This window comes from Streptomyces sp. NPDC088350 (assembly GCF_044753545.1).
Classification (GTDB): Bacteria; Actinomycetota; Actinomycetes; order Streptomycetales; family Streptomycetaceae; genus Streptomyces.
Window position 1 is genome coordinate 224,953 of the sequence record NZ_JBIVNL010000006.1, and the last position, 26,564, is coordinate 251,516.

Annotated in this window: 22 protein-coding genes and 1 pseudogene; 11 read left to right on the plus strand and 12 right to left on the minus strand. The window is 71.9% G+C overall.

What is annotated here, in order from left to right:
- Positions 1-113 precede the first annotated feature (113 nt).
- From ACIQBL_RS22445 to pstC, 4 genes are read right to left on the minus strand one after another with little or no spacing between them, the layout of a single operon-like run.
- Positions 114-2,816: a hypothetical protein gene (locus ACIQBL_RS22445; protein ID WP_401944389.1), complete on the minus strand. Its 2,703-nt coding sequence runs from the start codon at positions 2,814-2,816 to the stop codon at positions 114-116.
- Positions 2,813-4,510, minus strand: coding sequence for a phosphate ABC transporter substrate-binding protein PstS (locus ACIQBL_RS22450; protein WP_401944391.1), 1,698 nt, complete (start codon positions 4,508-4,510; stop codon positions 2,813-2,815). Before ACIQBL_RS22450 ends, ACIQBL_RS22445 begins: the two co-directional genes overlap by 4 nt.
- The gene (gene pstA, locus ACIQBL_RS22455) at positions 4,510-6,012 is read right to left on the minus strand and encodes a phosphate ABC transporter permease PstA (protein WP_401944393.1); all 1,503 of its coding nucleotides are present in this window, start codon (positions 6,010-6,012) and stop codon (positions 4,510-4,512) included. The genes ACIQBL_RS22450 and pstA overlap by 1 nt, the downstream gene beginning before the upstream one ends.
- A gap of 1 nt (position 6,013) precedes the next feature.
- Entirely contained in the window at positions 6,014-7,042 is a 1,029-nt protein-coding gene (gene pstC / locus ACIQBL_RS22460; protein WP_401944395.1) for a phosphate ABC transporter permease subunit PstC, read from the minus strand.
- Positions 7,043-7,335: 293 nt separating this feature from the next.
- Between pstC and ACIQBL_RS22465 the strand changes: the two genes are divergently transcribed.
- Positions 7,336-8,853 carry a PH domain-containing protein gene (locus tag ACIQBL_RS22465; RefSeq protein ID WP_401944397.1) on the plus strand — a complete coding sequence of 506 codons (1,518 nt, stop codon included), beginning with the start codon at positions 7,336-7,338 and terminating at the stop codon, positions 8,851-8,853.
- A gap of 94 nt (positions 8,854-8,947) precedes the next feature.
- A complete protein-coding gene (locus tag ACIQBL_RS22470) occupies positions 8,948-11,491 on the plus strand; it encodes a YncE family protein (RefSeq protein WP_401944399.1) in 2,544 nt (847 codons plus the stop codon).
- Here ACIQBL_RS22470 and ACIQBL_RS22475 read toward each other — a convergent pair.
- Positions 11,488-11,841, minus strand: a complete 354-nt coding sequence (locus tag ACIQBL_RS22475; protein WP_401944401.1) for an antibiotic biosynthesis monooxygenase family protein — start codon at positions 11,839-11,841, stop codon at positions 11,488-11,490. The genes ACIQBL_RS22470 and ACIQBL_RS22475 overlap by 4 nt on opposite strands.
- 253 nt (positions 11,842-12,094) lie before the next feature.
- Between ACIQBL_RS22475 and ACIQBL_RS22480 the strand changes: the two genes are divergently transcribed.
- The gene (locus tag ACIQBL_RS22480; protein WP_401945062.1) at positions 12,095-12,937 is read left to right on the plus strand and encodes a helix-turn-helix transcriptional regulator; all 843 of its coding nucleotides are present in this window, start codon (positions 12,095-12,097) and stop codon (positions 12,935-12,937) included.
- A gap of 2 nt (positions 12,938-12,939) precedes the next feature.
- On the opposite strand, the gene ACIQBL_RS22485 is transcribed toward ACIQBL_RS22480, so the two are convergent.
- On the minus strand, positions 12,940-13,086 hold the full coding sequence (locus tag ACIQBL_RS22485) for a hypothetical protein (protein ID WP_401944403.1): 147 nt from the start codon (positions 13,084-13,086) through the stop codon (positions 12,940-12,942).
- Positions 13,087-13,347: 261 nt separating this feature from the next.
- On the opposite strand from ACIQBL_RS22485, the gene ACIQBL_RS22490 reads away from it, so the two are divergent.
- The 6 genes from ACIQBL_RS22490 (at position 13,348) to ACIQBL_RS22515 (ending at position 19,166) form a co-directional block, all read left to right on the plus strand.
- On the plus strand, positions 13,348-14,460 hold the full coding sequence (locus ACIQBL_RS22490) for a beta-ketoacyl-ACP synthase 3 (RefSeq protein WP_401944404.1): 1,113 nt from the start codon (positions 13,348-13,350) through the stop codon (positions 14,458-14,460).
- Between the two features lie 109 nt (positions 14,461-14,569).
- A complete protein-coding gene (locus ACIQBL_RS22495; protein ID WP_401944405.1) occupies positions 14,570-14,803 on the plus strand; it encodes an acyl carrier protein in 234 nt (77 codons plus the stop codon).
- Complete coding sequence (locus tag ACIQBL_RS22500) at positions 14,803-16,038, plus strand: beta-ketoacyl-[acyl-carrier-protein] synthase family protein (RefSeq protein WP_401944406.1); 1,236 nt, start codon at positions 14,803-14,805, stop codon at positions 16,036-16,038. The genes ACIQBL_RS22495 and ACIQBL_RS22500 overlap by 1 nt, the downstream gene beginning before the upstream one ends.
- A gap of 129 nt (positions 16,039-16,167) precedes the next feature.
- The gene (locus tag ACIQBL_RS22505) at positions 16,168-17,163 is read left to right on the plus strand and encodes a 3-oxoacyl-ACP synthase III family protein (RefSeq protein ID WP_401944407.1); all 996 of its coding nucleotides are present in this window, start codon (positions 16,168-16,170) and stop codon (positions 17,161-17,163) included.
- A gap of 48 nt (positions 17,164-17,211) precedes the next feature.
- Complete coding sequence (locus ACIQBL_RS22510; RefSeq protein ID WP_401944409.1) at positions 17,212-17,973, plus strand: ferredoxin; 762 nt, start codon at positions 17,212-17,214, stop codon at positions 17,971-17,973.
- Positions 17,970-19,166 (plus strand): cytochrome P450, encoded by a 1,197-nt coding sequence (locus ACIQBL_RS22515; RefSeq protein WP_401944410.1) that lies wholly within the window; start codon positions 17,970-17,972, stop codon positions 19,164-19,166. Before ACIQBL_RS22510 ends, ACIQBL_RS22515 begins: the two co-directional genes overlap by 4 nt.
- 30 nt (positions 19,167-19,196) lie before the next feature.
- On the opposite strand, the gene ACIQBL_RS22520 is transcribed toward ACIQBL_RS22515, so the two are convergent.
- On the minus strand, positions 19,197-20,531 hold the full coding sequence (locus ACIQBL_RS22520; RefSeq protein ID WP_401944411.1) for an alpha/beta fold hydrolase: 1,335 nt from the start codon (positions 20,529-20,531) through the stop codon (positions 19,197-19,199).
- A 152-nt stretch (positions 20,532-20,683) separates the two neighbouring features.
- Between ACIQBL_RS22520 and ACIQBL_RS22525 the strand changes: the two genes are divergently transcribed.
- Positions 20,684-21,100 (plus strand): TMEM175 family protein, encoded by a 417-nt coding sequence (locus tag ACIQBL_RS22525; protein ID WP_401944413.1) that lies wholly within the window; start codon positions 20,684-20,686, stop codon positions 21,098-21,100.
- Between the two features lie 375 nt (positions 21,101-21,475).
- Positions 21,476-21,766: pseudogene (locus ACIQBL_RS22530) on the plus strand (hypothetical protein); the annotation flags it as partial.
- Positions 21,767-21,781: 15 nt separating this feature from the next.
- On the opposite strand, the gene ACIQBL_RS22535 reads toward ACIQBL_RS22530, so the two are convergent.
- The 5 genes from ACIQBL_RS22535 to ACIQBL_RS22555 all read right to left on the minus strand — a co-directional run bounded on the left by ACIQBL_RS22535 (position 21,782) and on the right by ACIQBL_RS22555 (position 26,484).
- Positions 21,782-22,867, minus strand: coding sequence for a lactonase family protein (locus tag ACIQBL_RS22535; protein WP_401944415.1), 1,086 nt, complete (start codon positions 22,865-22,867; stop codon positions 21,782-21,784).
- Between the two features lie 51 nt (positions 22,868-22,918).
- Positions 22,919-23,890 carry a sugar kinase gene (locus ACIQBL_RS22540; protein WP_401944416.1) on the minus strand — a complete coding sequence of 324 codons (972 nt, stop codon included), beginning with the start codon at positions 23,888-23,890 and terminating at the stop codon, positions 22,919-22,921.
- Positions 23,887-24,579 (minus strand): bifunctional 4-hydroxy-2-oxoglutarate aldolase/2-dehydro-3-deoxy-phosphogluconate aldolase, encoded by a 693-nt coding sequence (locus ACIQBL_RS22545; protein WP_401944418.1) that lies wholly within the window; start codon positions 24,577-24,579, stop codon positions 23,887-23,889. The genes ACIQBL_RS22540 and ACIQBL_RS22545 overlap by 4 nt, the downstream gene beginning before the upstream one ends.
- An 11-nt stretch (positions 24,580-24,590) precedes the next feature.
- Positions 24,591-25,514 (minus strand): carbohydrate ABC transporter permease, encoded by a 924-nt coding sequence (locus ACIQBL_RS22550; protein ID WP_401944420.1) that lies wholly within the window; start codon positions 25,512-25,514, stop codon positions 24,591-24,593.
- A 97-nt stretch (positions 25,515-25,611) separates the two neighbouring features.
- Positions 25,612-26,484 carry a carbohydrate ABC transporter permease gene (locus ACIQBL_RS22555; RefSeq protein WP_401944422.1) on the minus strand — a complete coding sequence of 291 codons (873 nt, stop codon included), beginning with the start codon at positions 26,482-26,484 and terminating at the stop codon, positions 25,612-25,614.
- Between the last annotated feature and the right edge of the window lie 80 nt (positions 26,485-26,564).

Genomic DNA, 26,564 nt, shown 5'->3' on the forward strand with positions numbered 1-26,564 from the left:
TCGGATGGATCTGCTGAATCTGAGAGGGTGGTGCGAGCCGCCCGCCCCGACTGCCTTTCGGGGCGGGCGGCGGTTCATGGGGAGTTCTCAACTCCGTTAGGTGCAGCGCCCCTTTAGGGGCGCGGGGAACTGCGCGACCAGCCACGACGGGCCCGCAGCCGACGAACTGCCGTCTGCGCGGAGCCCATTGACAACCGCCCGCCGGCGAACGGCGCACCAACCCCGGCCACCGCACCGAGCGCCGCACCAACCGGCACGGCATAGCGCAACGGACTCGCGGGATCGGCAGGCGTCGTACCCGCCGCCGTAGTCGCGACGGCCTGACCCCCGTCGTACGACGCCGACACACTCGGCGAGACACTCGCGCCCGCGCCACCGGCACCCGTACCGACGCCGCCCGCCGTCCCACCAGTGCCCCCGGCGGAGCCAGCCGCACCGCCGGCCGAGGCGGAGGTACCCCCGGCGGCCGAGCCGCCCCCACCCGCGGACGTCGGACCGGTGTAGGCGACGAGCGCGTCGGCCGCCCTGCCGGCCTGGTCGCGCAGCTTCTTGGAGAGCGGGGCGTATCCGTAGGGCAGCCGGCCCGGATCGGCCCCCTGGGTCTGGCCGGCGCCGGAGGCGTACCGCAGCAGGGCCGCGTAGTCCTGGCGAGCGGCCTTGCTCACCTTGCCGGGCCGCACCGCCGCGTACACCAGCTCGGTCAGCGGGTACGCGCCCTTCGCCGTGGCGTTCGCCGGGGTGACCTCGGGGACGCCGGAGCCGGTGGCGGTCGCCGCCGCCGCGGTCAGGGCCGCCGTGGTCGGGGCGACGTACGTGCCCGCGCTGTTCTTCAACTGGGCGGTCTGGAGGCCGTAGCGGGCGGCGGAGGCCGCGTCCGTGATCGTGATGACGAAGCGCGAACCGACGATCTGCGGGCCGGAGTTCTTGTACGCCGGCGGGGTGGCCAGCGGGTCCCAGCTGGACTTCCACAGGGTGTCCGCCCGGCGGGCGTGCAGGGCGCCGGCGTGCATGTCCTCCACATAGGGGTGGAAGTCGATCATGCACTGCTTGTTCGTCGCGGGCGCGCCCGAGCCGGGCGGGATCGTGCACCACGGGTCGCTCTTCGGGTAGTCGTCGGCGCTCGACGGGTCGAAGGCGGTGCCGGACGGGTTCAGGTCCGCGTTGGTGCTGTAGTACGGGTTGACCCGCATGCCGTCGTCGTCGGGGACACCGGCGAGGAACTGCCGGGCGTCCCTGTCGGCGAGGATCCACCGCCAGATCGCGCGGGCGGTGTCGGAGTGGCCGAGCGAGGTCAGCAGATCGGTGTCGGTGGCCGGGGTCTCGGCGACCGACAGATAGGCGAACTCCGGGTTCAGCGCGACGAACTCCGGGTCCGTGGCCAGCCCGGACGGGTTCGTCCGCGCCCAGCCGTACCCCTTGGCCGCCTTGCCGCTGATGACCGAACCCCAGGTGGAGCTGCGGTACGACTCGGTGAGCAGCTTGGCGACCAGGCGGGCGTTCAGCTTGATGGACTCGATCTTGGTGCCGTCGAGTCTCTCCTCGGACGCCGGTGCCCCGGACGACGATCTGCGTTCGATCGTGAACCCGATGACGGCTCCGGAGACGGCGACCGGCGCGTACGTCGTCGTACCCGACGGCGCTGTCGTGCCCGGGTCGGCCCCGAGTCTGCGGGTGGTGAACGCGAGACCCGTCGAACCGTCCGCGATCAGCCGGGACCGGGTGTCCGGTTCGCCGAACTCGGTGTAGCTGTACACCTTGCCGGCCGAGCAGAGCGTCGTCTGCCAGCTGGTCATCGCGTCCGCCGCCAACTCGCTGCCGGTGGTGGGGCGTTCGTCGGCGCCCAGGGGGCAGTTGGTGCCCACGCTGTTGAAGTCCAGCTTGACCGCGACCCGGTTCTGCCAGTTGGTGGAGGAGACCGGGGAGCCGGCGTTGACCTGGCTCTGGTCCGCGTACGGCTTGCCGTCCAGGTCCAGATGGCCCTGCGGGACGATCACCAGCCAGCACGAACGGGGCCTGGTGACGCCGTTGGTGGTGACGGGCACGCCGCAGCCGAGGTGGGGCGCCTCGTTGGCGGTCTGGACCTCGAAGAACTCCTTGCCGGTGCCGTCGGCGCCGGTGCGGGCGAAGTCGACCTCGTTGGTGGTGTTGCGGCTGAAGAACTTGTTGTTCTGGGTGCCGGTGGTGATCGTGGTGCCGTCCACCGACTTGAAGGGGACCTCGCCGGGGGCGTTCGGGTTGCCGGCGCCGTACCGGTTGTCCTGGCCGTAGTTGGTGGGGTCGGCGCTGTAGAAGATCTGCCGGGTGTCGTCCTGGCCGTTGCCCGGCCAGCTGCTCCGGTCGGTGGTCGGGGAGGCGCCGTACTGGCACTGGGTGCGGGCCGGGCCGGGGTTGGCGGGGACCGTGCCGTCGTCGTCGCCCCAGCACTGCATGATCTGTACGAAGTCGGTGTCGAACTGCGTGCCCGCGAACGTGGTCGGAGTGCCGCCCGTCCAACTCACCGTCACCGCTTGGCTGGTGAGGCGGGTCGTCTGGTCGACGGTGAACTTCATGTCCTTGAACTCACCGCGGCCGGAGACGGTCACGGCGGAACTCGCCGGCGCGGCGGTCGCGGGTGGGGCGGACTGGGCTACGGCGAGACCGGCGAGGGCGCCGATGGCTGCGCCGGCGATCAGGCGGACCAACAGCCTCGGCTTCGCCCTCGGCCCCGATGTGTTTCCCACCCGCACCGCCCGTGACGCCTTCGTCGTCGGGTGCGGGTGGCCCCCGTGGGGCGGAATCGCCGTCGGCGGCTGCGGGTTGTCCGACATGGTGGTCATCGTGAACTCCCCTCGTCCTCGCGGTTGTTGGTGCGGGACGTGATCAGGCGGGAGGCGATCGACGGGAGCAGGAGGAGGCCCACGATCAGGAGGGCGGCCAGGAGCATCAGGGTCTGGGTGGTGGTCCAGCCGTGTTCGGTGGAGACCGCGACCGGCTGGGCGAGGGCGATCGTGCCGTCCGCCGCCGCTGCGGCCGTTCCGGTGCCGGTGCTGGTGCCGCCGGTGCCGGTTCCGCCCGAGGTCAGGGCCTGGCCGGTGTCTGGGTCGACGGAGGGCTGCCCGGAGCCGCCGCCCGTTGTGCCACCGGTGGTGCCCGTCGCGGTGCCGCCCGTGCCGCCGCCGGACGTGGTGCCGCCCGAACTTCCGTTGCCTGACGATGACTTGGCGCCGCCGCTGCCTGTCGTGCAGGCCGTCGCGCCCTGCCTGTCGCAGGCGGATGGATAAGGCGCCGTTTCCGCCAGCTTGTTGCGGCCGTCGGTCGTGAACGTCGGGTTGTTGCAGTTCTTGATGTTGATGTTCTGGGCCCGTACACCGGGGATGCGGCGGATCTGGTCGAAGCCCGCCCGCACCAGGTTGATCGGCAGTGGTGAGTAGCCGAGCGACGGCGCCTGTTGCTGGCCCTGGCACATGAAGTAGTAGGAGAAGGCGCCCAGCGTCTTGCCCTTGTCCTTCGTGAACGTGCCCTGCACCTTCAGCGGCAGGATCATGTACGAGTAGCTGGAGAGCGGGTAGTTGCGCTTGTCGGTGTCGTTGTAGACGCCGTTGAGCTGCTGGGTGAGGTAGTCGGCGGAGCTTTTGTTCGTGTTGATCTTCGCCTTGAGCAGCGAGACCGCGACGTTCTTCGGGGTCGGCTCGGTGTAGTAGCCCGCGTGGTTGAGGACCTTGGCGACCGGATAGTGCGCGTTGAGGGCGTAGGAGTAGTTGACGTAACCGATCGCGCCCTCGCCGTAGTTCTGGGCGATGTAGCCGGCTACGCCGAGGTCGCCGGACTGGGCGATCATCCCGGAGACGGTCGGGTAGTACGAGGTCTGCCCGCAGGCGCCGGAGCGGCCGACCTTCGCGCAGTACGCGTTCCACAGCGGCTTGTGCTGGGCGGCCATCCACATCGTGAACTGGGCGGTGGAGCCGGAGCCGTCGGAGCGGACGACCGGGACGATGGTGCGGTGCGGGAGCTGGAGTCCCGGGTTGTCCGCCTTGATCACCGGGTCGTCCCACGTCTTGACGGCGCCGGTGAAGATCTTGGTGACCACGGCGCCGGAGAGGCGGAGGTTGGTGACGCGCTTGCCGTTGACGGTCAGGTGGTACATGAAGACGGTGCCGCCGGCCACGATCGGCATGTAGGCGTACGACCCCGAGCCGGGGCGCTCCGCCGCGCTGCCGTCGGTGGGGTGGGTCTGGAACGGGATGTCCGACACCGCGAAGTCGACTGTGCCGCTGAGGAATTGGCGGCGGCCGTCGGAGGAGCCGGTGCCGGCGTAGCTGATCCGCATGCCGTACTGGTTGACCGCGCGGCGCCATTCGTCGACGGCGTTCTCCGCCCAGGTGGAGCCGGCGCCGGCGATGGGGGTGTAGCTGTCGGCGGCGGCGGGCCCGGCGAGTGGCCCTGCCAGTAGGGCGGCCAGGGCGGTGATGACCCCGGCCAGGGTTCCCAGTGCCCGTAGGCGGCGGAGAGGGGCGGTGAGGTGGCTGGGCATCAGTCGGTCGTCTCTCCGGGGGCGGGGGCGGGTTCGCCGTGGGTGGGTGCGGGTGGTCCTTGTGGGGTGGGTTCGCTGTGGGCGGGTGCGGGTGTTCCGTGGTTTGCGTGTGCGCTCTCCGTGTCGGCTTCGCCGCCACTGCGTGCGCTGTTGGTGGCGGGTTCGTCGTCGGGTGCGGCCGGTCCCTGTGGGGCGGGTTCGTCGTCGGCGAGTGCGGCCGGTCCCTGTGGGGTGGGTTCGTCGTCGGCGGCTGCGGGGGGTTCGGATGTTGGGGTGGGCGTGGTTGCCGGTGATTCATGGGGATGGGTGTCGAACAACGACAGGCCCGGCGCCCGGAGTTCGGCGAAGCGGGTCGTGTCTCGTCGGGACGCGCGGGCGGTGCGGCTGGCCTGTCTGCGGGTTTGTTGGCCGGGGCCACGGCCGCCGATGACGCGGGCGATGACGAAGAGGACCAGTACCAGGGCCATCAGCACCGCCGCCGCGCCGAAACCGCGGGCGATCATCGCCGGCTCGGGGGAGCGGACGAAGCTGAAGACGGCCAGGGGGAGGGAGATCATCGGGCCGTGCAGCGGGTCGTAGTTCGTGGCCGCCGTGAAGCCCGCGGTGAGGAGTACGGGCGAGGTCTCGCCGATGCCGCGGGCCGTGCCGAGGATGACGGCGGTCGCCAGGCCGGAGCGCGCCGTTGGCAGTACTACGTGCCAGACCGTCCGCCAGCGCGGTGCGCCCAGCGCCTCCGCCGCTTCGGTGAGCGTGCCGGGGACCAGCCGTAGGACCACGTCCGCCGCCCTGATCACGATCGGCAGCATCATCACGCTGATCGCGAAGCCCGCCGCAAGTCCTGATTTCTCCATGCCCAGTTGGAGGACCCAGATGGCGTAGACCATGAGGCCGGCCACGATGGAGGGCAGCGCGGTCATCGCCTCGACGATGGTGCGGACGAAGCGGGAGAAGCGGCCGGGGATCTGGTTGAGGTACACCGCGCAGGCCAGCCCCAGGGGGACGGTGATCAGCAGCGCGATGGTGATCATGAGGAGGGTGCCGACCATCGCGTGGGCTATGCCGCCGACCCCGAGCGGGTCCAGGGGGCCTGCCGCCTGCATGTCCTGGTGGAAGAAGTTGAGGTAGGTGAGTGCCTCGCGGCCCCGCCAGAGGGTGAAGCCGACGACCAGCGTGAGTGCGGAGAACAGCAGGGCCGCCGCCGTCCACAGCACCACCGTCATCACCCGGTCGCGTACCGCCTGGCCGTTCTCCTCCAGGCCGGTGAGTACGCCGTAGACGACCAGGAAGACGGTGTACCAGGTGACGGCGAAGCCCAACGCCCCGGAGAAGGGGGCCAGTTCACCGAACAGGAGCACGCTCACGCACAGCGCGGACACCGCGGCCCCGCACAGCGCCAGCACCCCGGAGCGGGTGGGGCCGCCGATCCGCCGCGGTACGTCGGGGAGTCGGGCGGCGGCGGACTCCGTCTCGACCGGCGTCGCGCGTTCTTCTACGACCGTCATCTCATGCCTCGCTCTGCGCGCCGGACCGCGAGCGGGCCGCGATCGTGGAGGCGGTGAAGTTGACCGCCAGGGTGAGCAGGAACAGCGCCAGGCCCGCCGCCATCAGCGCCGACATGCCGAAGGACGAGGCGTCGCCGTAGTGGAGGGCGATGAGGGAGGAGACCGAGTTCGAGCCGGTCTGGAGGATGTGCGGCTGGATCACGAACACCGGCGAGATGATCATGTAGATGGCGATCGTCTCGCCCATCGCCCGGCCGAGCCCCAGCATCGTGCCGCCGATGATGCCGCCCTTGCCGTACGGCAGGACGACGGCGCGGATCATGCCCCAGCGGGTGGCGCCGAGGGCGTAGGCGCCCTCGCGTTCGCCGGCCGGGGCCTGCGCGAAGACCTCGCGCATCACCGAGCACTGGATGGGCGCGACCATCAGCGCGACCACGATCCCGGCCACGAACGCGGACGCGGTGTAGACGCTCGCGGAGGCGAGCGGATCGCCCGGGTGGGTGCCGTCGACCTTGAAGAGCGGGAACCAGCCGAACCAGTCGGACAGCCAGCGCGACAGGCCGATCACGTGCGCCTGGAGGAAGAAGAGGCCCCAGAGGCCGTAGACGACCGAGGGGACGGCCGCCATCAGGTCCACCAGGCTCACCAGGGTGCGGCGCAGGCCGCGCGGGGCCACGTCCGAGATGAAGAGCGCGGTTCCGACCGCGAGTGGTACGGAGATCGTGACGGCGACCGCGGCGATCAGCAGGGTGCCGGTGAGCACGGCCGCGATGCCGAACTTGTGGACGTCCGGCTGCCATTGGGCCGTCGTCAGGAACGACGGGCCGGTGGCGCGCAGCGCCTGGGTGGCCCGTAGGAGGAGGAACAGTCCTACGGCCGCCATGATGCCGAGGACGACGACCCCGGTGGCCGTCAACTGGTAGCGGAAGACGCGGTCACCGAGCCCGCGGGCGGCCTGTGGCCTCCTGGGCGGCGGATCGAGCACGGGTCTGTGGGGTTCCGGTCTGCCGGAACCCTCCTGCGCGGACACCACGTGTCCCCCCACCTAAGGAAACGAATCGCCCCGCGACTCCGGACGGATGCCGCGCGGAGTGAGTCAATGGCCGGATTCTTTCGGCGCAGAGCTATGAATGTGGAGACTCGGTGAACGGGTCATGTCATTTCGGTGGGGCAACTGTGCGGACCTGCCCGCGGTTCGCCCCCGGCACCACCACCCCCGTCCCCGCCCCGCCTCACGTTGCCTTTTCCGGGCAGTCCGACGGGCCGGAACACTGCCGGAGATCGCACAAGCGCTTGCCGCCCGGGTGCGGGCACAGTCGTCCTGTGAGCGAAGTCCATGAGGTGACCTGGCGTGCGGGCGCGCGACGCGCCCTGTGGTTCTTGTTCGCGTGCGCGGCGGCGGGGGCGGTCGTGGCGGCGGGGTGGGCGGTGTATCGCGGGCCGTACGCGCCGTGGCCGGCGATCGCCGCGTCGCTCGCGCTCATCGGCCTCCTGACGCTCCGCCTGGTCACCGCCCGGGTGGACGCCGACGCGCGCGGTCTGCGGTCCCGGACGCTCCTGCGGCGCTGGAGCGTGCCGTGGGACGAGGTCGCCGAGGTGCGGGTACGGCTGCGGCGGTCCAACTTCGCGCGGGGCCAGGACAGTTGTCGTGTCGGCGTCCTGCTGCGCGACGGGCGGGAACGGCTCCTGCCCCTCCCCTTCGCCCGGTCTCCCCGCGACCCGGAGTTCCAGGAGAAGCTGACCGCGCTCCGCGCGCTGCACGGCCACCACGGAGAACCGGCGTCGGACCATCTCGTGGTCGTCACCCGCCGCACCGCCGGGCGCGGTCGTGCCGGATCAACTGCCCTGTGTCTGCTGCTTCTTGTGTGCGCGGGCGTGGCCGGGTGGTTCGTCCCGGGGGCCGTGGCCACCGAGCGGGCGTGGCACGCGGCGAGGCCGTGCACCGCGGCGACGCCCGCCGCGCAGGTCCGGGAGTGCCTGTCCACCCTGCCGGCCGTGATCGAGCGGATCGACGTCAACCAGCCCCGGAAGGAAAGCCGGCTCTACTTCACCGATGCCCGGCCCCTCGCCGGCCTCGCGGTGTCGCGCGAGGCGGGCGAGGGGTTCCGGCCCGGCGACCGGGTCCAACTGACCGTCTGGCGCGACGAGGTGAGGGCGGTCTCCGGCACGCACTACGTGTGGCGCGACGGCATCACCCGCGCCGGGGCCGTCGCCGACGTCACGGCCCTCTTCGTCCTCGCCGCCGGTTACCCCGCCGCCCAGGTCCTGCTGCGCCTGCGCGGACGCCGGCTGCCCGCCGACGAAGTCCTGCCGTCCGCAAGCCCGTTCGCGGTCGCCCTCGCCGGTACGGCCGTGTGGCTGCTGCCGCTCTGCTATCTGTATCCCGCGAGCCTGTTCTCCTCCCCCGTGGCGATCGCCTGGGGAGCCGCGGGCACGCTCGTCACCCTGGCCCTGCTCACCCGGGCCTGGCGCGCGACCCGGCCGCGAACGCCCCAACAGGTCGCGGAGGACGACGAGTTGACGGGAGAGGTGTTCGTCTCCGCCCGCTTCCTCGACCACACCGACTACAACCCGCACGGCTACGGCACCCACATCGCCCTCGGCGACGGCCCGCCCGCCGTGACCCCCGGCCCCGGCCGGTTCGCCGCGCGCCGGATCCCCGTGGAGCGGCTCACGGTGAGGAACGTACGGCGGGCGCACGGCAGCGACGGCGAGACCGTCCCCCGGCACTGGGACGTCGCCGAACTCGACGACGGGGGCCGCCCGGTACGCCTCGCCGCCGCACCGGCGGACCTGGCCCGCGTCCTGCACGAACTGGCGGCCGTGCGGGGGCCGTCGTAGTCCTGTGACCTTCTTTTTGCCGGGCCATGACGAGGGCGGCCCGCTGCGGGAGTTATCGTCCGACCTGCCTGTTCACACTTTCAACAGGAGCTTCATGCGCCTCAAGCAGGTCTCGCTCACGGCGGCGATATCGCTCGTCGCCGGGCTGACCACCGCGGCGGTCGGCCTCACCGGCCCCGCCGCCCGGGCCGACAGCACGGCCGCGCTGCCGCTGTCCCACTACGCGCACCTGCTGGTCGACACCGCGCACCAGCACCTCTTCTTCAGCCAGGGCGCCGGTTCGGCCGACATCGTGGTGACCGACCTGGCGGGCAACCCGGTCACCACCCTCACCGGCGAACAGGGCGCCACCGGCCTGGCGTTGTCCCCCGACGGCGGCACGCTGTACGCGGCCCTCGCCGACGGCGACGCGGTCGCCGCGATCGACACGGCGACGCTGACCGAGTCCGCGCGCTACCCGACCGGGACCGGCAGCGCGCCCGTCTCCGTCGCGGCGGCGGGCGGGAAGGTCTGGTACGGGTACACCGCGGACGGCGGAGGTGGCATCGGGGCGGTCGACCCCGCCGCCGCCGATCCCGCCCCAACACCGCAGCCGGGCATGGCCAGTTGGGCCGTCGCGCCCGTGCTCGCGGCCGGCGGCGGCGTACTCGCGGCCGAGGAGCCGCAGCAGGACCTCAGCCACGTGGCCACCTTCGACGTGTCCTCCGGAACGGCGACGGCCAAGGCCGACACGGACGTCTACGGCGGTACGGCGACCGGGTTCCAGGTCACGTCCGACGGCACCGAGGTGCTGCTCGCCGCCGCGCAGGCGCGGGCCCTTCACGCGTACCGCACCTCGGACCTCGCGAGCGCCGTCCCGTCCGTCTACTACACCGGCTCCGTGGGCCCCGCGTCGCTCACCGTCGACACCGACGGCACGCTCGCCGTCGGCAGCACCGCGGGCCTCTACCTCTACGCCGGTTCCATCCATGCGGAGAGGCACTTCACCTTCTCCTCCGGCACCGTACTCGCCCCGGACGGTCTGGAGTGGGGCGTCGGCGGCAGCACCCTCTACGCGGTCGTCCAGCACTCCGCCGGCGACTACTCCCTCGACGTGCTGAGCGCCCCGAAACTCTCCGGCACCACCCTCACCCTGACCCCGCCGAACCGCGCGTATCCCACCGCGCAGTTCACCTTCACCGGCTCGCTGGCGACGCTCGGGTTCATGCCGGCCGGCGCCTCCCTCCAGGTCACCCGCGACGGCGTGGCGCTCCCTGACGTCACGGTCGGCGCCGACGGCACGTTCAGCGTCACCGACACCCGGCAGGAAGCGAGCGTGCCCGAGTACCAGGTGTCGTATGCCGGAGACGCCACCCACAGCCCCGCGACCGCGACCCTGGCGGTGCACGTGTACCGGCTGTCGACGGGTATGACGTCCCCGGAGATCGACTCGGCGACCCCGCGCTCGGTCGTGCTCAAGAGCACGCTCATCAGCGAAGGCGGTCTCGGGAGCCTCCCGCAGGGGACCACCGTCGCCGTGTCCCGGACCAACGAGGACACCCAGGAGACGGTCCGGCTCCCGTCGGTCACCGTCGACCCGGCGACCACCGAGTTCACCGTCACGGACGCCCCGGGCGTGGCCGGCCGGTTCACCTACCAGCTCTACTACGCCGGCGACACCACGCACGGGCTGACCGCCGACGACCCGACCGTGCAGGTCGACCCGTACACCCCGGCCCTGACCCTCAAGGCCCCGGCCACCGCCACCCGCGCCACCGCCCTCACCTTCGGCGGCACCCTGGGCGACACCCCGTACACCGCCGGCGAGAAGGTCACCGTGTCCCGCACGGACGCGGCGCACACGACGACGCCGGTCACGTGGACGGTGCCCGTGGGCACGGACGGGAAGATCACCGTCAAGGACACCCCGTCCACCGGCGGCGCCAACACCTACACGGTCGCCTACCCGGGCGACGCCTCCCACCAGCCGGTCACCGCGTCGGCGATCGTCCAGGTGTCCCGCGCCGCGACGGCGGTCTCCGTCACGAGCAACACGTCCACGTACACCTACGGCGCCACGGCCACTGTCACCGCCCACCTCGGGAGGACGTACAACAGCCGTACGGTGTCGATCTACGCGACGCCCGCGGGCGGCAGGAAGACGCTGGTGAAGACCGCCGCCGTGGACAGCGGGGGCAACCTGAGGGCGACGTACAAGGTCACCCGCAACACCACCTTCACGGCGTCCTTCGCCGGCGACTACCGCTACGCCCCGGCCACCGCCACCCACGCCGTGCACGGGCAGGTCGACATCGCGGAGACGCTGGGCAGTTACTACACCAGCACCAAGTACGGCACGGTCACCTACCGTGTCTACCACCACACCGTGAAGCCGCAGGTGGCCGGCACCGTGACGCCGGACAAGTCCGGGCAGTGCATGCGGTTCCAGGCCCAGGAGTACTACGCCGGGGCCTGGCACACGCTCACCACGTCCAGCTGCTTCTCCATGGCCCCGGGCAGCGTCGGCGTGACCCACCTGAGCCTCACGAACGCGGTGGGCCAGAAGTTCCGGGTGCGTACCGAGTACGTGGCCGGTACGACGGACACCACCAACGTGAGCACGTGGGGCGGCTGGCTCTACCTGACGGTCAGGACCTAGTCCTGCCTGGGCCCGGCCTGCTGGACCACCTCGAACGTCCACAGCGTCGCGTCCGTCGCGGCGGGCTTCGGCCGCTCACCCTGCGGGGAACCCTCCGCGCCGCCTCCCTGCGGCCCGCCGCGGTGGGCGGCCCGGCCCATCCCGGACATCCAGTTCTGGAAGTCCTCCTCGGCACGCCAGCGCGTGTAGACGAGGTAGGTGTCGGTGCCCTCGACGGGCCGGAGCAGCTCGAACCACTCGAAACCGTCCGAGCCGTCCACCGTCCCGGCCCGGTTCGCGAACCGCTTCTCCAGCGTCTCGCGCTGCTCTTCTGGAACGGTGAGTACGTTGATTTTTACTACGCTGGGCACATGACACCTCTCGTCAAACGGGGCCCCGACTGGACCCCTGATCTGGACCATGTGCGCGCAGTGTCCTACATCCGACAGTCAAGGAAGCGTGAGGACGACTCCGCGTCGTCCCCCGAAGCACAGCGGAACAAATGCGAGGCGCTGATCACGGCCAAAGGCTGGGACAACGCGGGCCACTTCGCCGACGTCGGCAAATCCGGCTGGGACCCCAAGGTTGTCCGGAGGTCACGGACGGGAGAGGGCGATGGCGGGCATGGAGAAGAAGGCGCTGGCGGAGTTCCTGCGCCGGCGGCGCGAGACGCTGCGGCCCCATGACGTCGGGCTGGTCGAGGGCCCGCGCCGGCGGACCCGGGGGCTGCGCCGCGAGGAGGTCGCCCAGCTCGCCGGCATGTCCACGGACTACTACGCCCGTCTGGAGCAGCAGCGCGCCCCGCAGCCCTCCGTGCAGATCACCACCGCCCTCGCGCGGGCGCTACGGCTGACCCCGGACGAACGCGACCACCTCTTCGCGCTCATCGGTCACCACGCCCCGGTCCGCTTCCGGCGTTCCGAGCACGTCAGCCCGGCTCTGCTGCGGGTCCTGGAGCGCCTGAACGACGACACCCCGGCGATCGTGCTGACCGACATGGCCGACACCCTCGCCATGAACCCGATCGCCACCGCGCTCCTCGGCGACCAGACGCGCCACACCGGCCTGGCCCGCAGCGCCTACTACCGCTGGTTCACCGACCCCGCCGACCGGCTGGTGTACCCGGAGGAGGACCACCCCCGGCACAGCCGCACCCAGGCGGCCCGGCTGCGCGCCGCGCTCACGGCCGGCGGCGGTGACCCCCGGGCGGTCCGGATCGTGGCCGAACTCCGCGAACACAGCCCGGAGTTCGTCCGCGTGTGGGAACTCCAGGAGGTCGCCCAGCGCTACGGCGAGAGCAAGACGATCCTGCACCCCTCCCTCGGCCGGATCGACGTCGACGCCCAGGTCCTGTTCACCGAGAACCGCGCCCAGACCCTGGTGGTCATGACCGCCCGCCCCGGCACCGAGAGCCAGGGCAAGCTCGAACTGCTCTCCGTCATAGGGCACCAGCAGCTCACGCCCTGACCTCACCGACAGAGCGGGACGATCCGGGCGCCCGCGTCGCAGGCCTCCCGAACGGCCGCCACCAGCGCGGGAGTTGGTTCTTCGTCGAGGTGGTGGCGGCACGGGACGGGCGCACCCGCCGTGCCGTCGCGTCCGGGCAGGACATCCACGCCGTCACGGCACCCCTGGTCGCGGAGGCGACGTGCCGCGTCACGGACGTCCGTGACTGCCTCGTGGCGCTGGCTCTTTCGGGTGATCTGTGGACAACATAACAGACGTAACGTTTCCTCACTGTGGCCGCTGAGCTGGGCTTTTGCGGAAAATCGGCCGGAACGGATCAAGTGTTCGGATCGCGTCACGCCCCCGACCGGATCTTGATCCGATCTACAGTCGTGCCCGCTCGTCCAAGATCACTTCCTATTGAGGCGTGTGTGACCCTCCGACTGCCCAGCGCGGCCCCCCACTTGACGACGCCGCAGACGGCCGTCCTCGAGAGCATCGCCGGTTTCGTCCCCCCGGACGCGGTGGCGAACGACGCCCTGCCCGCCGCGTGGGGCGTCGACGACGCCTGGGTCCGCCGACGCACCGGCATCGGCGAACGCCACCGCGCGGCACCGGGCGTGGCCACCGGCGACCTCGCCCTGGAGGCGGCCCGCCGCGCGCTGGCGGTCGCCGGCCGTCCCCTCGTGGACGCGGTGATCGTCGCCACCTCCACACCGGACCGGCCGATGCCGGCCATGGCACCCCGCCTCGCCACCCGCCTCGGCCTGGGCGGAACGGCCGCGTGGGACGTGTCCGCCGCGTGCAGCGGTTTCGTCTACGGCCTCGCCGCCGCCGTCGGCGCCCTGAACTCGGGGTGTGCCAACCGTGTCCTGCTGGTCACCGCCGAGGTCTACTCGACGCTGCTCGACCCGCGGGACCGTTCCGCCGGAATCCTCTTCGGCGACGGCGCGGCGGCGGTCGTCCTGCGGCGCGGTGAGCGGGGGGAGCCGGGGAGTGTGCTGGCGCTCGACCTCGGCAGCGACGGTTCGGGCGAGGATCTGATCCAGGTGCCGGGCGGCGGTGCCCTGGAGCGCGCCCGCTCCGACGCGTACGCCCCGGACGACCGGTACTTCCGCATGCGGGGCCGTGAGGTGTTCCAGCACGCGGTCACCCGTATGACCCAGTCCGCCCAGACCGTGCTCAAGCGCGCGGGCTGGGCCGCCGAGGACGTGGACCGGTTCTGCGCCCACCAGGCCAACGCCCGCATCCTCTCCGCCGTCGGCGACCGCATCCCGGTACCCGCCGACCGTCACGTCACCAACATCGAGCGGGTCGGCAACACCGGCGCCGCGTCCATCCCCCTGGCCCTCGCCGACGCCGCCGCGTGGGGTGAACTGCACGCCGGGCAACGGGTGTTGCTGACGGCGTTCGGCGCGGGGCTGACCTGGGGTTCGGCGGTGCTGGTCTGGCCGGAACTGCCAGGGGTGCCGCGCGTCGAGGCCGCCGACCTGGCGGTGGACGCTGCCGTCGCCGACCCGGCCGTACGGATCCCGATCGTCTGAGATCTCGCCCGTCCCCGGGCGTGCCCGCTTCCCGACCGGCGCTTGACGTGCTCGAAACAGGTCAAGCGCCCCGATTTCCGCGCTCGTCGCGCCCGTCGAAAGGAACGCCATGTCCCCCGTGCAGACCGCCGTGACCGCCGTCCTCACCGAGAAGTTCGAGGTCAGTCCCGAGAGCATCCGGCCGGAGGCCACCCTGGAGAGCCTCGACCTGGACTCGCTCGCGCTGGCCGAACTCGCCCTGGCGCTCCAGGAGGAGCTGGGGGTTCCCGTGGCGGAGGAAGAGGCCGCCAAGAACAGCACCGTGGGTGGACTCGTCGCCGCGCTGAACGCCAAGCGGGCGTGATGCCGGCACCCTACGCGCCCGTCTCCGTCACCGGCCTGGGGCTCATCACCCCGGCCGGGGTCGGCCGCGAGGAGACCTGGGAGGGGGTTCTGCGCGGGCGGTCCTGCGCGGACACGGACCCCGAACTCAAGGGCTGCGCCGTCGACTTGTCCTGCCGTATCCCCGTCATGACCCCGGAACAGGCCCGGATCGGCGGCGGCAAGGCCTGGCGCATGGGCCGCTTCAGCCAGCTCGCCGTGCTCGCCGCGCGCGAGGCGGTCGCCGACGCCGGGCTCGACCCCGCCGGGTGGGACGGCGCGCGGGTCGCCGTCGTGATCGGTTCGGGTCTCGCCGGGGCCGTACATCTGGAGGACCAGACGCTCCGCCACCACCAGGGCGGCCCCGACCTCGTCTCGCCCGCGCTGGTGCCCATGCTGATCTCCAACATGGCCGCCGGGGAAGTGCTGTTGGACCTCGGTGCCCATGGTCCGTCCATGGCGACCGAGACCGCCTGCGCCTCCGGGGCCAGCGCCCTGGCCGTCGCACGGCAGTTGCTGCTCGCCGGGCTGTGCGACATCGCGGTGGCGGGCGGCGCGGAGGCGGCCGTCACCCCGGTGATCACCTCCGGCTTCCAGCGGATGGGCGCGCTGTCGAACCGTGTCGACGACCCCGGCGCGGCCTCGCGGCCCTTCGCGGCGGACCGGGACGGGTTCGTGATCTCCGAGGGCGCCGCCGTCCTCGTCCTGGAGCGGGAGGCGGACGCGCGGGCCCGGGGACAACGGCGGTACGCCCGGCTCGCGGGGGTCGGTCAGACCTCCGACGCGTATCACCCGACTGCCCCTGATCCCAGCGGAGTTCACGCGGAGGCCGCGTTGCGGTCGGCGCTCGCGGAGGCGGGGCTCGGCCCCGCGGACGTCGATCACGTCAACGCCCACGGGACCTCGACCCTCCTCAACGACCTGACCGAGGCGGAGTTGATCGGCCGGGTGCTGCGGCGGCGGCCGACTGTCACCGCCGCCAAGGGAGTTCTCGGGCACAGCCTCGGCGCCGCCGGTGCGATCGAGGCGGCGCTCACCGCCCTCACCGTGCACCGCTCCACCGTGCCGCCGATCGCCAACCTCACCCCGGACAACCTCCCCTTCGACCTGGACTGCGTGACGGGCGCACCCCGCAGGCAGCGCGTCCGGGCCGCCGTCAGCCACTCCTTCGGATTCGGCGGCCACAACGTGGTGCTGCTCTTCACCACCGAGGACTGACGACCAAGGACTGACGACCAAGGACTGACGGCCGAGGACTGACGACCAAGGACTGACGACCAAGGACTGACGGCCGAGGGTCGACGCCCGCGGACTGAACAAAGGCCGGCACCGACCGAGGAGGGATCAATGACCGTTCACAGCACCATCGTTCACGCCACCGTCCACATCCCCGAGGGACGCCAGACCGTGACCGCCGTGGAGGACCGGTTCCGCGCGGCCAGTCCCGCCGTACCGCTGTCCCGGGGAGTCCTCCAGCGCATGTACGGCCTCGCCGAGCGCACCGTGGCCGACGACCGGGAGCAGCCCTCCGACCTGGCCGTGCACGCGGCCCGGCGCCTGTTCGAGGACACCGGCACCGATCCGGGCGGCGTCGACCTGCTGCTGTACGCCGGCATCCTCGCCGACATGGAGGAACCGGCCACCGCCCATGTCGTCGCCGACAAACTGGGCCTGGGCTGCCCGGTGTTCGACCTGAAGAACGCCTGCAACGGAGTCCTCAACGCCCTGGAGGTCGCCGACGCGTTCATCCGGGGCGGCCAGTACCGCCGGGTGCTGGTGACCACCGCCGAGGTCAGCACCCGGGAGAGCCGCTGGCAGGTGGACGACCCGGCCGACCTGCTCAGCGCGCTGCCCAGCCTCAGCACCGGCGACATGGGCTCGGCCCTGCTGGTGGAGGCGGGCGAGCGGCCCGGCATCCTCGGCTCCCGGTTCTTCGCCAACTCCTGGGGCTGGCGCGCGGCGACCCTGCCCAACCCCTACGCACAGCACCGCACCCTCGGCCATCTCCGCATCGACTCCGCCGAGTTGGTGGGCTCCTTCGACGGGCTGCCCCGCAAAGTACGGGGCGCGCTAAGGGAGTTGGGCGTCCAGGGCGACGACCTCGACCTCGTCTGTGTGCACCAGCCGTCGGTGCCGTTCACCAAGGTCGCCTGCGAGTGGATCGGCGTCGACCCGAGCCGCGTCCTGGCCACCTTCCCCACCCACGGCAACGTGGCGACCAACACCATCCCCCTGCAACTGGCCGCCGCCCTCGACAGCGGACGCCTCCGACGCGGCGACCTGGTGGGCATGTTCGGCTTCGCGAGCGGGGCCAGCGCGGGAGTGGTCGTCTGCCGCTGGTGAACCACGACAACGCCCCGGCCCACGGCACCGTACGAAGGTGAAAGCACCATGACCACGACGCGCACCCCCCGTATTCCGCCCCTTCCGCCCGCCGAATGGCCCCCGCCCCTGCGGTCGTTGCTCGCCGACTCCCACCAGGACGGCCCCGGCCGGGAGAACCTCTTCGGCACCCTCGCCCACCACCCCGCCCTGGCCCACGCCTGGCTCTCCCTCGCCCGGGTCCTCACCCACGAGGGAACCCTCGGCCACCGCAGACGCGAGCTGGTCGTCCTGCGCGTGGCGCACCGGCTCGACGCGCCCTACGTCCACGGGCGGCACCGCGCACGGGCCGCGGACGCCGGTCTGACGGCGGCCGAGATCGACGCGACGGCGGCCGACCCGGCCACGCACCCCTGGGCGGAGGAGGACCGGCTCCTCCTGGCGGCGGCCGATCTGCTCGCCGTCAACTCCCCGGTCACCGAAGGGCTTTGGGGGCGCCTCGCCCGAGTCCTGAGCCCCGGGCAACTCGTCGAACTCCTGGTCCTGGCCGGCCAGACCGCCACTATGTGCGCCACGCTCAACACCCTCCGCACCCCCTCCGACCGGCAGCCCTCTCTCGTCGTACTCCTGGACCGGGAACGCTGTTGCAGCGCGGGCCAGTGCGTCGGTGCCGCGCCCGAGGTGTTCGAGCAGGGCGAGCGGGACGGCCTGGTCACCCTGCTCGTACCGGAGCCGGACGCGCGGTACGCCGACGAGGTGCGCTTCGCCGCGGACCTGTGCCCCAGCGGGGCCATCACGCTCGTCGACCACGAGGAGACCCCCCACCCGTGACCGTCACCACCCTCGATCTCCCCGCCCCCTACGGCAGTTGCCCCTTCAGCCCGCCGCCCGCCTACACCGCCGCCGCCCGCGAGGCCCCCGTCACCCGTGCCGTGCTGCCGGACGGCACCGCGTGCTGGCTGGTCACCGGCTACGACGAGGTGCGGGCCGTGCTGTCCGACGCCCGGTTCAGCGCGGACGCGCGCACACCGGGGTTCCCCTTCCTCTCCGCCGGGCAGCGCGAACTGGCCACCGCCCAGCCGAGTTTCATCCGTATGGACGACCCCGAACACGCCCGGCTGCGCCGCATGGTCAGCAGGGACTTCCTGGTCAAGCGCGTCGAGGAACTGCGCCCGGGCATCCAGGACATCGTCGACCGGGCGGTGGACCGCATGACCGAGGGGCGTACGTCGGCCGACCTGGTCGCCGACTTCGCCCTGCCGGTCCCGTCGCTGGTCATCTGCCTGATGCTCGGAGTGCCGTACGAGGACCACGACCTGTTCCAGTCGCTCAGCCGTACCCTCCTCGACAACCGCACCACCCGACCGGAGGCGGAGCGGGCGCACGCCCAACTCATGAGCTATCTGGCCGAGTTGGCGGAGCGCAAGCGCCGGCACCCGGCCGACGACATCCTCAGCAGGCTTGCCGCGCGCGACGACCTGACCGCCCAGGAGACGGCGTCGCTCGGCTTCCTGCTCCTGGTCACCGGGCACGAATCCACCGCGAACATGACGGCCATCGGCGTACTCGCCCTGCTGCGCCGCCCAGGCCAGGCGGAACTCCTGCGCGCGGAACCGGAGTTGATCCGAGGGGCCGTCGAGGAACTCCTGCGCCACCTCACGATCATCCACCTGGGCCTGGGCCGCGCGGCGACCGAGACCGTCCGGGTGGGCGAGGTGACGATCCCGGCCGGCGAGGGCGTCATCTGCATGCTGTCCACGGCCAACCGCGACGAGCAACTCTTCGGCCCGGCAGACGACTTGGACCTCACCCGGGACGCCCGCCGCCATGTCGCCTTCGGCTACGGCATCCACCAGTGCCTGGGCCAGACCCTGGCCCGGGTGGAACTCCAGACCGTCCTCACGACCCTGCTCCGCCGTCTGCCGGGACTACGCCTCGCCGTGCCCGAGGACCAGCTCACCTACCACCGGGACAACATCGTGTACGGACTGAGCGCGCTCCCGGTGACCTGGACCGCGCTCTGAATCCGCTTCCCGGGGAGGCTGGTCCCTTCGTCAGGGCTGTACCGGCATGGTCCAGCAGTTGGAGACGGCCGTCCTGCCGGCCAGGCGGTCGGTGAGCCAGGAGATGGCGTCGCCCTGGTCGGTCAGCAGGGGTGCGAAGTGGTTGAGGAGCGCGCTGCCGACGCCGGGCAGGACGACCGCCTTGTAGGTGACGTCGGCGCCCTTCGCGCACCAGTCGAGGGCGAGCCGGCGGGCCTGCGCGTGCGGGACGAGGTTGTCGCTGACGCCGGTGGCCAGGCGGACGGGCCCGGACGGTTTCAGCGTGCCGATGCGCTGGCTGTCGAGAAAGGCCCGCAGCGCGGGAGTCGAGGCGATGATGTCGCCGATGGACTGGCCGTCCGTGGTCCAACTGGTGCTCCGCGTATAGCCGTAGCCCAGGAGCGCGTCGCCGACGCACATCGTCGACAGGTCGGTGAGCGCGGCCTTTCCGGCGTCGTTGAGGTGCGCCTCGGCGAGGGGCTTCAGCGCCGGGTCGGACTGGAGGAAGCCGTTGAGCGACCAGCCCAGCGCACCGGCGAGTTCGCTGCCGTCGATGGCCTGGGTGACCGAGGTCAGGTCTGCGGGCGGGGCTCCGGCGTAGGTGCCGGACAGGGTGACGTCGGGGGCGTAGGAGGACTGGAGTTCGGCGGCTGCGGCGGTCGCGCCGCCGCCCTGGCTGTAGCCGTACAGCCCGACCGGCGAGCCGGCGGTGACCGAGGCACCCGTGACCGAACGGGCGGCGCGTACGGCGTCCAGTACCGCGTGCGCCTCGTCGATGCGGTTGACGTAGGTGTGCAGCCGGTCCGTCGCGCCGAGGCCGACGTAGTCGGTGACGACCACGGCGACGCCCTCGGCGAGCAGGCGGTAGATCGCCAGGTCCTCGTAACCCACCGAGACCGTCTGGCTGTTGAGGGAGAGGGGGTGTTCCAGGCCCATGGACGCCGAGCACTGGTCGCCCTGTCCCAGCGTGCCGGGGGCGACCGCGACGAGGGGGCGCGGGCCGGTGCCGGACCAGTCGGCGGACGGTTCGATGTAGGCGCCGGTGACGGCGACGGGCTGACCGTTCGAGTCGGTGGACTTGTACATCAGCCGGGTCGCGGTGCCGGGGAGCGTGCCGTCGAGGCCGGGCAGGCTCAGGGCGAGGGGGAGGGGCTCGCTGCGGACGAGGGTGCCGTCGGCTGCGGGCAGGGTGGTGGGCGGGTTGTAGAACGCGGGGATGGTGACGCCTCGGGACACGACCTCGTCCGACGCGCCGGCGGGGGCGGCGGTCGTGACGGCGAGGGCCTGGGTGCCGAGGCAGGCGGCGGTGAGCGCGGCGGCGAGCAGGTTTCGTTTGCGTGCGGGCATGGCGAACCTCCTGTGGGGCGGCCGTCCGGAGAGTGGTTCGCCTGGAACTTACCTGTGGGTAAGTTACTCGTGATACCCGTCGGTAGGTTACGTTTCGGTAATGTGACTGACGGTCAGGTCACCTGTGTGATCGACGCCCCACTGTCGTCGGCATGACGGAGCCGACGGACCCAGCGGCAGGAACAGAGACACCTACCGCCGACCCGCACGAGGACGCCCCGGGCGTGACGCGCCTGGTCACCCTGTCCGACGGCATGAACGCCATCGCGATGACACTGCTCGTCATCAATGTCACGGTCCCGGGGCATCTGGACGCCGCCGCGTTCCACAAGGCCCTGAACGACGCGCTGCCCGGCCTCGGCGCCTTCGCCCTCACCTTCACCCTCATCGCCGGGTTCTGGCGCGACCACCGCCGCATCCTGACCTCGCTGCCCACCGAGACGGCCGTGGTCACCCGGCTGGTCCTGCTCGGCCTCGGCCTGGTCGCGCTGCTGTGGTTCTGGCTCACGCTCGTCCCGGCGCACTGCCTTCTCGGGCACCGTCTCCCCGGGCGACTGCTGCGCCGCTGACCGGCCGGCGGGGCGGGGCAGGAGGAAGGCGGCGAGGAAGGCGGTGGCCAGGAGGGCGATTCCGGTGCACAGGGTGATCGTCATGGCGGTGGTGTCGCCGGTCGGGGTGGTGCCCCCGTCTGCGTGGGCGGAGAAGAAGACCGTGCCGAGTACGGCGGTGCCGAGCGCGCCGCCGAGTTGCCGGACGGCGGTGAGGGTGCCGGAGGGGAGCCGTCTCGTGGGGTTCGACGGCGGAGAGCACCGTGTCGAAGAACGGGCCCATCACCAGGCCCATGCCGAGTCCGGCGAGGGCCAGGGCGGGGGCGAGGTGGGCGAGGGTGAGAGCGGTGCCGGAGTCGGGGCCGATTCCGAATTCGCCGGTGCCGGTGCCGAATCCGCTGGATGGGCCGGGGCCGGGTCGTCATGCCGGAGATCACGGAGGACCACCTGGGTGCCGCCCAGTCCGTCCGTGCCCGCCACCGCGCGCTGGTCCTCGACCTCGCCGACGCGGTGACCGTGGCACTGGCCGCCGACTACGACACGGACGCGATCCTCACCCTCGGCCGACGCGACTTCCGCGCCGTACGTCCACTCGGCAGTCACAAGGTGTTCCGCGTCCTGCCGGACGACCTCCGCTCTGAACCGGGGTTCCCCGGTGGTCACGCGCGGGCGGCGGCGCAGGCGTGATCGGCACGCGTCCGCTCAGACCGTGAGCGCACACACCACCGAAGCCACGCCGGCCACCACTCCCGCCTCCACCAACGTCCCGTCTCCCCGCACCCCCAACACCGCGACCGTCCCGCTGTGTTGGTTGGCCACCAGCAACTGCCCCGGCGCCGAAGCGAGCCCGCGAGGCCAGCTGCCCCCGCTCGGAACCTCGCCGAGAGGCTCAAGGGCCGTGCCGCCGATCCGGAACGCCGCCACCGTGTCCGCGCCCCGGTTGGTGACCCAGACGTAGCGGCCGCAGTCGGACGTGACGATGCCGCCGGGCTGGTTGGGGATGTCCGCTACGGCCGTCGCGGGCGCCCGGGACAGTTCGTGCAGGGTGCCGGTCTCCGCGTCGTAGCGGTGGCAGGTCACCGTGGAGGAGAGTTCGTCGGCGCTGAGGACCAGGTCGCCGGCCGGGGTGAAGGCGAGGTGGCGGGGGCCCGAGCCGGGGCGGAGTCGGGAGGCGGCGACCGGCTGCAACTTGCCGGTGGTGGCGTCCAGTTGGTAGGTGAACACCGTGTCCGCGCCCAGGTCGGTGGCCAGGATGTAGCGGCCGGCGGGGTCGGTGACGACCTGGTGGGCGTGGGTGCCCTCCTGGCGGCCGGGCACCGGGCCCGATCCCTTGTGCTCGACCACGTCCGTCAGGTCCGCGAGCCTGCCGTCGCCGTCCAGGCGGTGTACCGCGACCGTGCCGGGGAGTGTGTCCGTGCCGTAGTTGGCGGTGAGGAGGTAGTCGCCGCCCGGGTGGACGGATACGTGGCACGGGTTCGCTCCGCCGCTGGTCAGGGGTGCCCCCAGCGGTACGGGCGCCGCGTCCTGCCGTAGGGCGAACGCGCTCACCGCGCCCGGTGTCGACTCGTGCGTCGTGTAGACGACGGGGAGTGTCGGGTGCGCCGCGAGATACGAGGCGCCGCTCGCCGCCACCGCGTCCACCACCCGCAGACCGTCCTCCGGTGTGAGACGCAGCGCCGTCAGGCCTACGCCCTCGCCGCCCGTGTCCGGTGTGTACGAACCCGTCAGGACGACAACTTGGCCTGTGGCACCGGCACTTGTTATGGAGCTTGACGTTGAGCTTGTCATGGGGCGAGTTGTTGGGCGTGTCATGGGGCGTTCAGTCCTCAGCGGAGTGGGTCAGCGGAGTACGTCGTCGTGGTGGTCCGGCAGGGGGAGTTCGGCGCGGCGGGGCAGGCCCTCCCAGTCGCCCTCCGTGCCGACCGCGAACGCCCCGAGCCGGGCGGCCGTGTCGAGGCGGGCCGACTCCGGTGCGCCGGCGAGGAGTTCGGCCAGGTAGCCCGCGACGAAGGCGTCCCCGGCGCCGACCGGGTCGTGGACGCGGGCGGGCAGGGCCGGTTGGCGGTGGGGGCGGCCGTCGAGGAGGGCGAACGCGCCTTCCGCGCCCAGCTTGATCACCGCGCCGGCCGGGCCCAACTCGCAGATGCCCTTGGCGAGTTCCTCGGGCTCGTGGCGGTCCGGCACCGCGAGCCGGGCCTCGTGCGGGCCCGCGAACACCAGGTCGCTGTCGCGCAGGAGGGGCAGCACCGCCGTACGGGCCTCGTCCTCGTTCCACAGCAGCGAACGGAAGTTGATGTCGAGGGAGACCAACACCCCGGCCCCGCGCGCGATGTCCACCGCCCGGCGGACCGCCCGCGCCGGACCCTCGCCCAACGCCGGGGTGATGCCGGTGATGTGGAGGATCGCCGCCCCGGCCACCGCCTCCTCCGGGATGTCCTCGGGGGCCAGACGGACGCCCGCCGTCGCCGTCCGGTAGTAGCGCATCCGGTGGTGCGTGCTGGTGCGTTTCTCCTTGAGGAGGAGGGAGGTCGGCGCCGGGTCGCGTACCGCGAGGGCGGTGACGCCCTCGGCGCGCAGCTCGCGCAGCACCAGCTCGCCCAGTTCGTCCTCGCTCACGCGGCCGATCCAGGCGGCCCGGCCGCCCAGGCGGCTGACGCCGATGGCCACGTTCGACTCGGCGCCCGCGATGCCCAGGCGGAGGGTGGTGCCCAGGGTGAGCGGGCCGGGGCCGGCGGCGGACAGGACGCCGAGGGTCTCGCCCACGGTGACGAGGTAGGGCTCGTCGCTCTCAACGGGGTTGCGGGTGTTCACAGTTGAGTCTCCTCGGGCCCGGTGCCGGGCCTGACCGTCGCCAGCAGTGCGCGTGCCCGTGCCGTGAGGGCGCTCAGCGCCTCCGGGGTCGGGTCCCGGTCGGCGTCGCGCAGCAGCGGGGAGCCGACGCCCACGGCGAGTGCCCCCGCGGCGATGTACTGCCCGGCCGCTTCGAGGTCTACGCCTCCGACCGCCATGAGCGGTATCTCCGGTAGCGGGGCGCGGAGTTGGCGCAGATGGGCGGGGCCTCCGGTGCAGGCCGGGAAGAGTTTCACCGCTGCCGCGCCGGCCCGCCAGGCCGTGGTCACCTCCGTCGCCGTCCAGGCTCCCGGGTAGAAGGGGATGCCCTGGTCGGCTGCGGCGCGGACGACGTCCGGTTCCACGTTCGGGGCGACCAGGAACTCCGCGCCCGCGGCCAGTGCGTCCCGGACGTCGGCCGCCGTGAGGACCGTACCGGCGCCGACCGAGACCGCCGCGCCGAGTTCGTCCTTGACGGCGCCGAGTTCGTCCTTGATACGGGCGATGGCGTCGAGCGCACCGGCGGTGGTGAGGGTGACCTCCAGGCAGGTGATCCCGCCGGCCGCGAGGGCACGGGCCGCGACGGGCAGCCCGGAGGCGTCGGCCGACCTGAGGATCGCCATGACCCGGGTGCGGGTCAACTGGGGTGTGGGCAGCGGCCGTTGAGTCATCTGAGTGTCCGTCACTTGACCGCTCCCGCCGACATTCCGGCGACCATCTGGCGCTGGAAGAAGATGAAGATGACGAAGAGGGGCAGCACACCCAGCAGGGCGGCCGGGAAAAGGGTGGTCGGCTGCACGGTGTGCGGGTCGATGAAGGAGTACGCGTTCACCATGACCGTGCGCTTGCCCGGGTCCTGGAGGAACACGAGGGGGACCAGCAGGTCGTTCCAGATCTGCAGGGAGATGAAGGTCAACAGGGTGCTGGTGACCGGCCGTAGCAGCGGCAGGATGATGACGAAGAACGTGCGCAGCGCGCCGCAGCCGTCGAGGGCCGCCGCCTCCTCCAGGTCGGTCGGGACCTGGCGGATGAAGCTCGTGTAGAAGAACACGGCGAGCGGCAGGTTGAGCGCGGTGTAGATGAAGACGACGCCCGCGTACGTGTCCAGCAGGTTCAGGTCGCGCATCAGCAGGTACAGCGGTGCCACCACGACGAACACGGGGATCGACGTGCCGAGGATGAAGAGGCGGTACACCGCCGTCGACCAGCCCGCGGTGATCCGGGCCAGCGGGTAGCCCGCTAGCGCGCCGAGCACCGTGATGAGCACGCACGAAAGCCCGGTGATCAGAAGGGTGTTGAGGGTGCTGGTGCCGTAGTGGATCTGGCTGAAGGCGTCTCTGAAGTTCTTCAGCGTGAACGAGTGCGGCACGCCCAGCGGGGAGCGCGCCACGTCCGCCGCCGTACGCAGCGAGGTCACGATCGTGAAGACGAACGGCAGCACGAACAGGACCGTGCCGAGGCAGAGCACCGCAGTGCCGAAGGCGGCGCCGAGCCTGCGCGCGGTCCACGGGGCGGAGTTGCGGGGGCGGGCCGGAGGGCGCGGCCGGGGCGTGTCGCGCTTCCCGGCGGGGCGGCTGAGCTCCGGTGCGGAGAGGGGTGAGGTCATGGGGTGGTCCGTCCGATTCCAACGGTTCCGGCGATACCGACGATGCCGACGGGGAACTGCCCCGCGTGCGTACGTACTTGAGGGCGTCCGTACGTCGTCATACGCGCCGCTCGCGCAGTCTGAGCAGGGAGTTGGTCGCGCTGGACAGGACGACCACGGTCACCAGGAGCAGCACCGCGACGGCGACGCCGTAGGCGAACTTCCCGCCGCCGAAGATGTTCCGGTACACGAGCAGGGTCAGGGTGTCGGTGGCGCCGGCCGGGCCGCCGTTGGTCAGGACGAGCGGGAACTCGAAGACCTTGAGCGAACCGATCAGGCTGAGCGTCACGTTGACGGTGAGCGCGGGCGCCAGCAGCGGCCACTCGACGCTGCGGAACCGCCGCCAGCCGCTCGCGCCGTCCAGGGCGGCGGCCTCCAGGAGTTCGGTCGGCATGCTCAGATAGCTGGCGAGGAAGATCGCGCACGAGTAGCCGGTGAACATCCAGATGTTGACGGTGGCGACGGAGTACAGCGCGGTGGAGGGATCGCCGAGCCAGACGTGCTTGAGGCCGCCGAGACCGACCCCGTCGAGCAGCGCGTTGAGGCCGCCGTTCGGCGCGAAGAGGTACGACCAGATGAACGCGGCCATCAGCGGCGAGATCAGCGTGGGGGTCAACAGGACGACGTTCAGGGCCTTTCGGACCCTCGGGCGGCGGAACAGCATCGAAGCGAAGAGCAGCCCGAGGCCGTTCTGCACGACGACGACCACGACGGCGTAGAGGACCGTGTGCCACAGGGCCGCGGAGACCTGGGAGTCGTCCGCCATCGCCTTGTACTCGTCCATGCCGACGAAGTGGGAGATCGGGCCGCCGACACTGTCGGTGAGGCTCAAGTACACGCCCCTGAACAGGGGATACAGGACGAAGAGCGCGTACACGGCGATCGCCGGGAGCAGGAAGGCGGCCATGGTGGCACGCCGTCGGTGGAACACGGGGGATCAACCTCCTTGGCCGACAGGCCCCTTGGGGGAGAGTGGGTGGGACGGGGTGGGCCGGCCGGCTCGATCACCCG

Excerpts from the sequence above, each read along its gene's own strand:
- ACIQBL_RS22445 (WP_401944389.1), bottom strand. The coding sequence starts at position 2,816 with ATGACCACCATGTCGGACAACCCGCAGCCGCCGACGGCGATTCCGCCC.
- ACIQBL_RS22450 (WP_401944391.1), bottom strand. The coding sequence starts at position 4,510 with ATGCCCAGCCACCTCACCGCCCCTCTCCGCCGCCTACGGGCACTGGGA.
- pstA (WP_401944393.1), bottom strand. The coding sequence starts at position 6,012 with ATGACGGTCGTAGAAGAACGCGCGACGCCGGTCGAGACGGAGTCCGCC.
- ACIQBL_RS22470 (WP_401944399.1), top strand. The coding sequence starts at position 8,948 with ATGCGCCTCAAGCAGGTCTCGCTCACGGCGGCGATATCGCTCGTCGCC.
- ACIQBL_RS22480 (WP_401945062.1), top strand. The coding sequence starts at position 12,095 with ATGGAGAAGAAGGCGCTGGCGGAGTTCCTGCGCCGGCGGCGCGAGACG.
- ACIQBL_RS22495 (WP_401944405.1), top strand. The coding sequence starts at position 14,570 with ATGTCCCCCGTGCAGACCGCCGTGACCGCCGTCCTCACCGAGAAGTTC.
- ACIQBL_RS22500 (WP_401944406.1), top strand. The coding sequence starts at position 14,803 with ATGCCGGCACCCTACGCGCCCGTCTCCGTCACCGGCCTGGGGCTCATC.
- ACIQBL_RS22505 (WP_401944407.1), top strand. The coding sequence starts at position 16,168 with ATGACCGTTCACAGCACCATCGTTCACGCCACCGTCCACATCCCCGAG.
- ACIQBL_RS22510 (WP_401944409.1), top strand. The coding sequence starts at position 17,212 with ATGACCACGACGCGCACCCCCCGTATTCCGCCCCTTCCGCCCGCCGAA.
- ACIQBL_RS22520 (WP_401944411.1), bottom strand. The coding sequence starts at position 20,531 with ATGCCCGCACGCAAACGAAACCTGCTCGCCGCCGCGCTCACCGCCGCC.
- ACIQBL_RS22525 (WP_401944413.1), top strand. The coding sequence starts at position 20,684 with ATGACGGAGCCGACGGACCCAGCGGCAGGAACAGAGACACCTACCGCC.
- ACIQBL_RS22535 (WP_401944415.1), bottom strand. The coding sequence starts at position 22,867 with ATGACAAGCTCAACGTCAAGCTCCATAACAAGTGCCGGTGCCACAGGC.
- ACIQBL_RS22545 (WP_401944418.1), bottom strand. The coding sequence starts at position 24,579 with ATGACTCAACGGCCGCTGCCCACACCCCAGTTGACCCGCACCCGGGTC.
- ACIQBL_RS22550 (WP_401944420.1), bottom strand. The coding sequence starts at position 25,514 with ATGACCTCACCCCTCTCCGCACCGGAGCTCAGCCGCCCCGCCGGGAAG.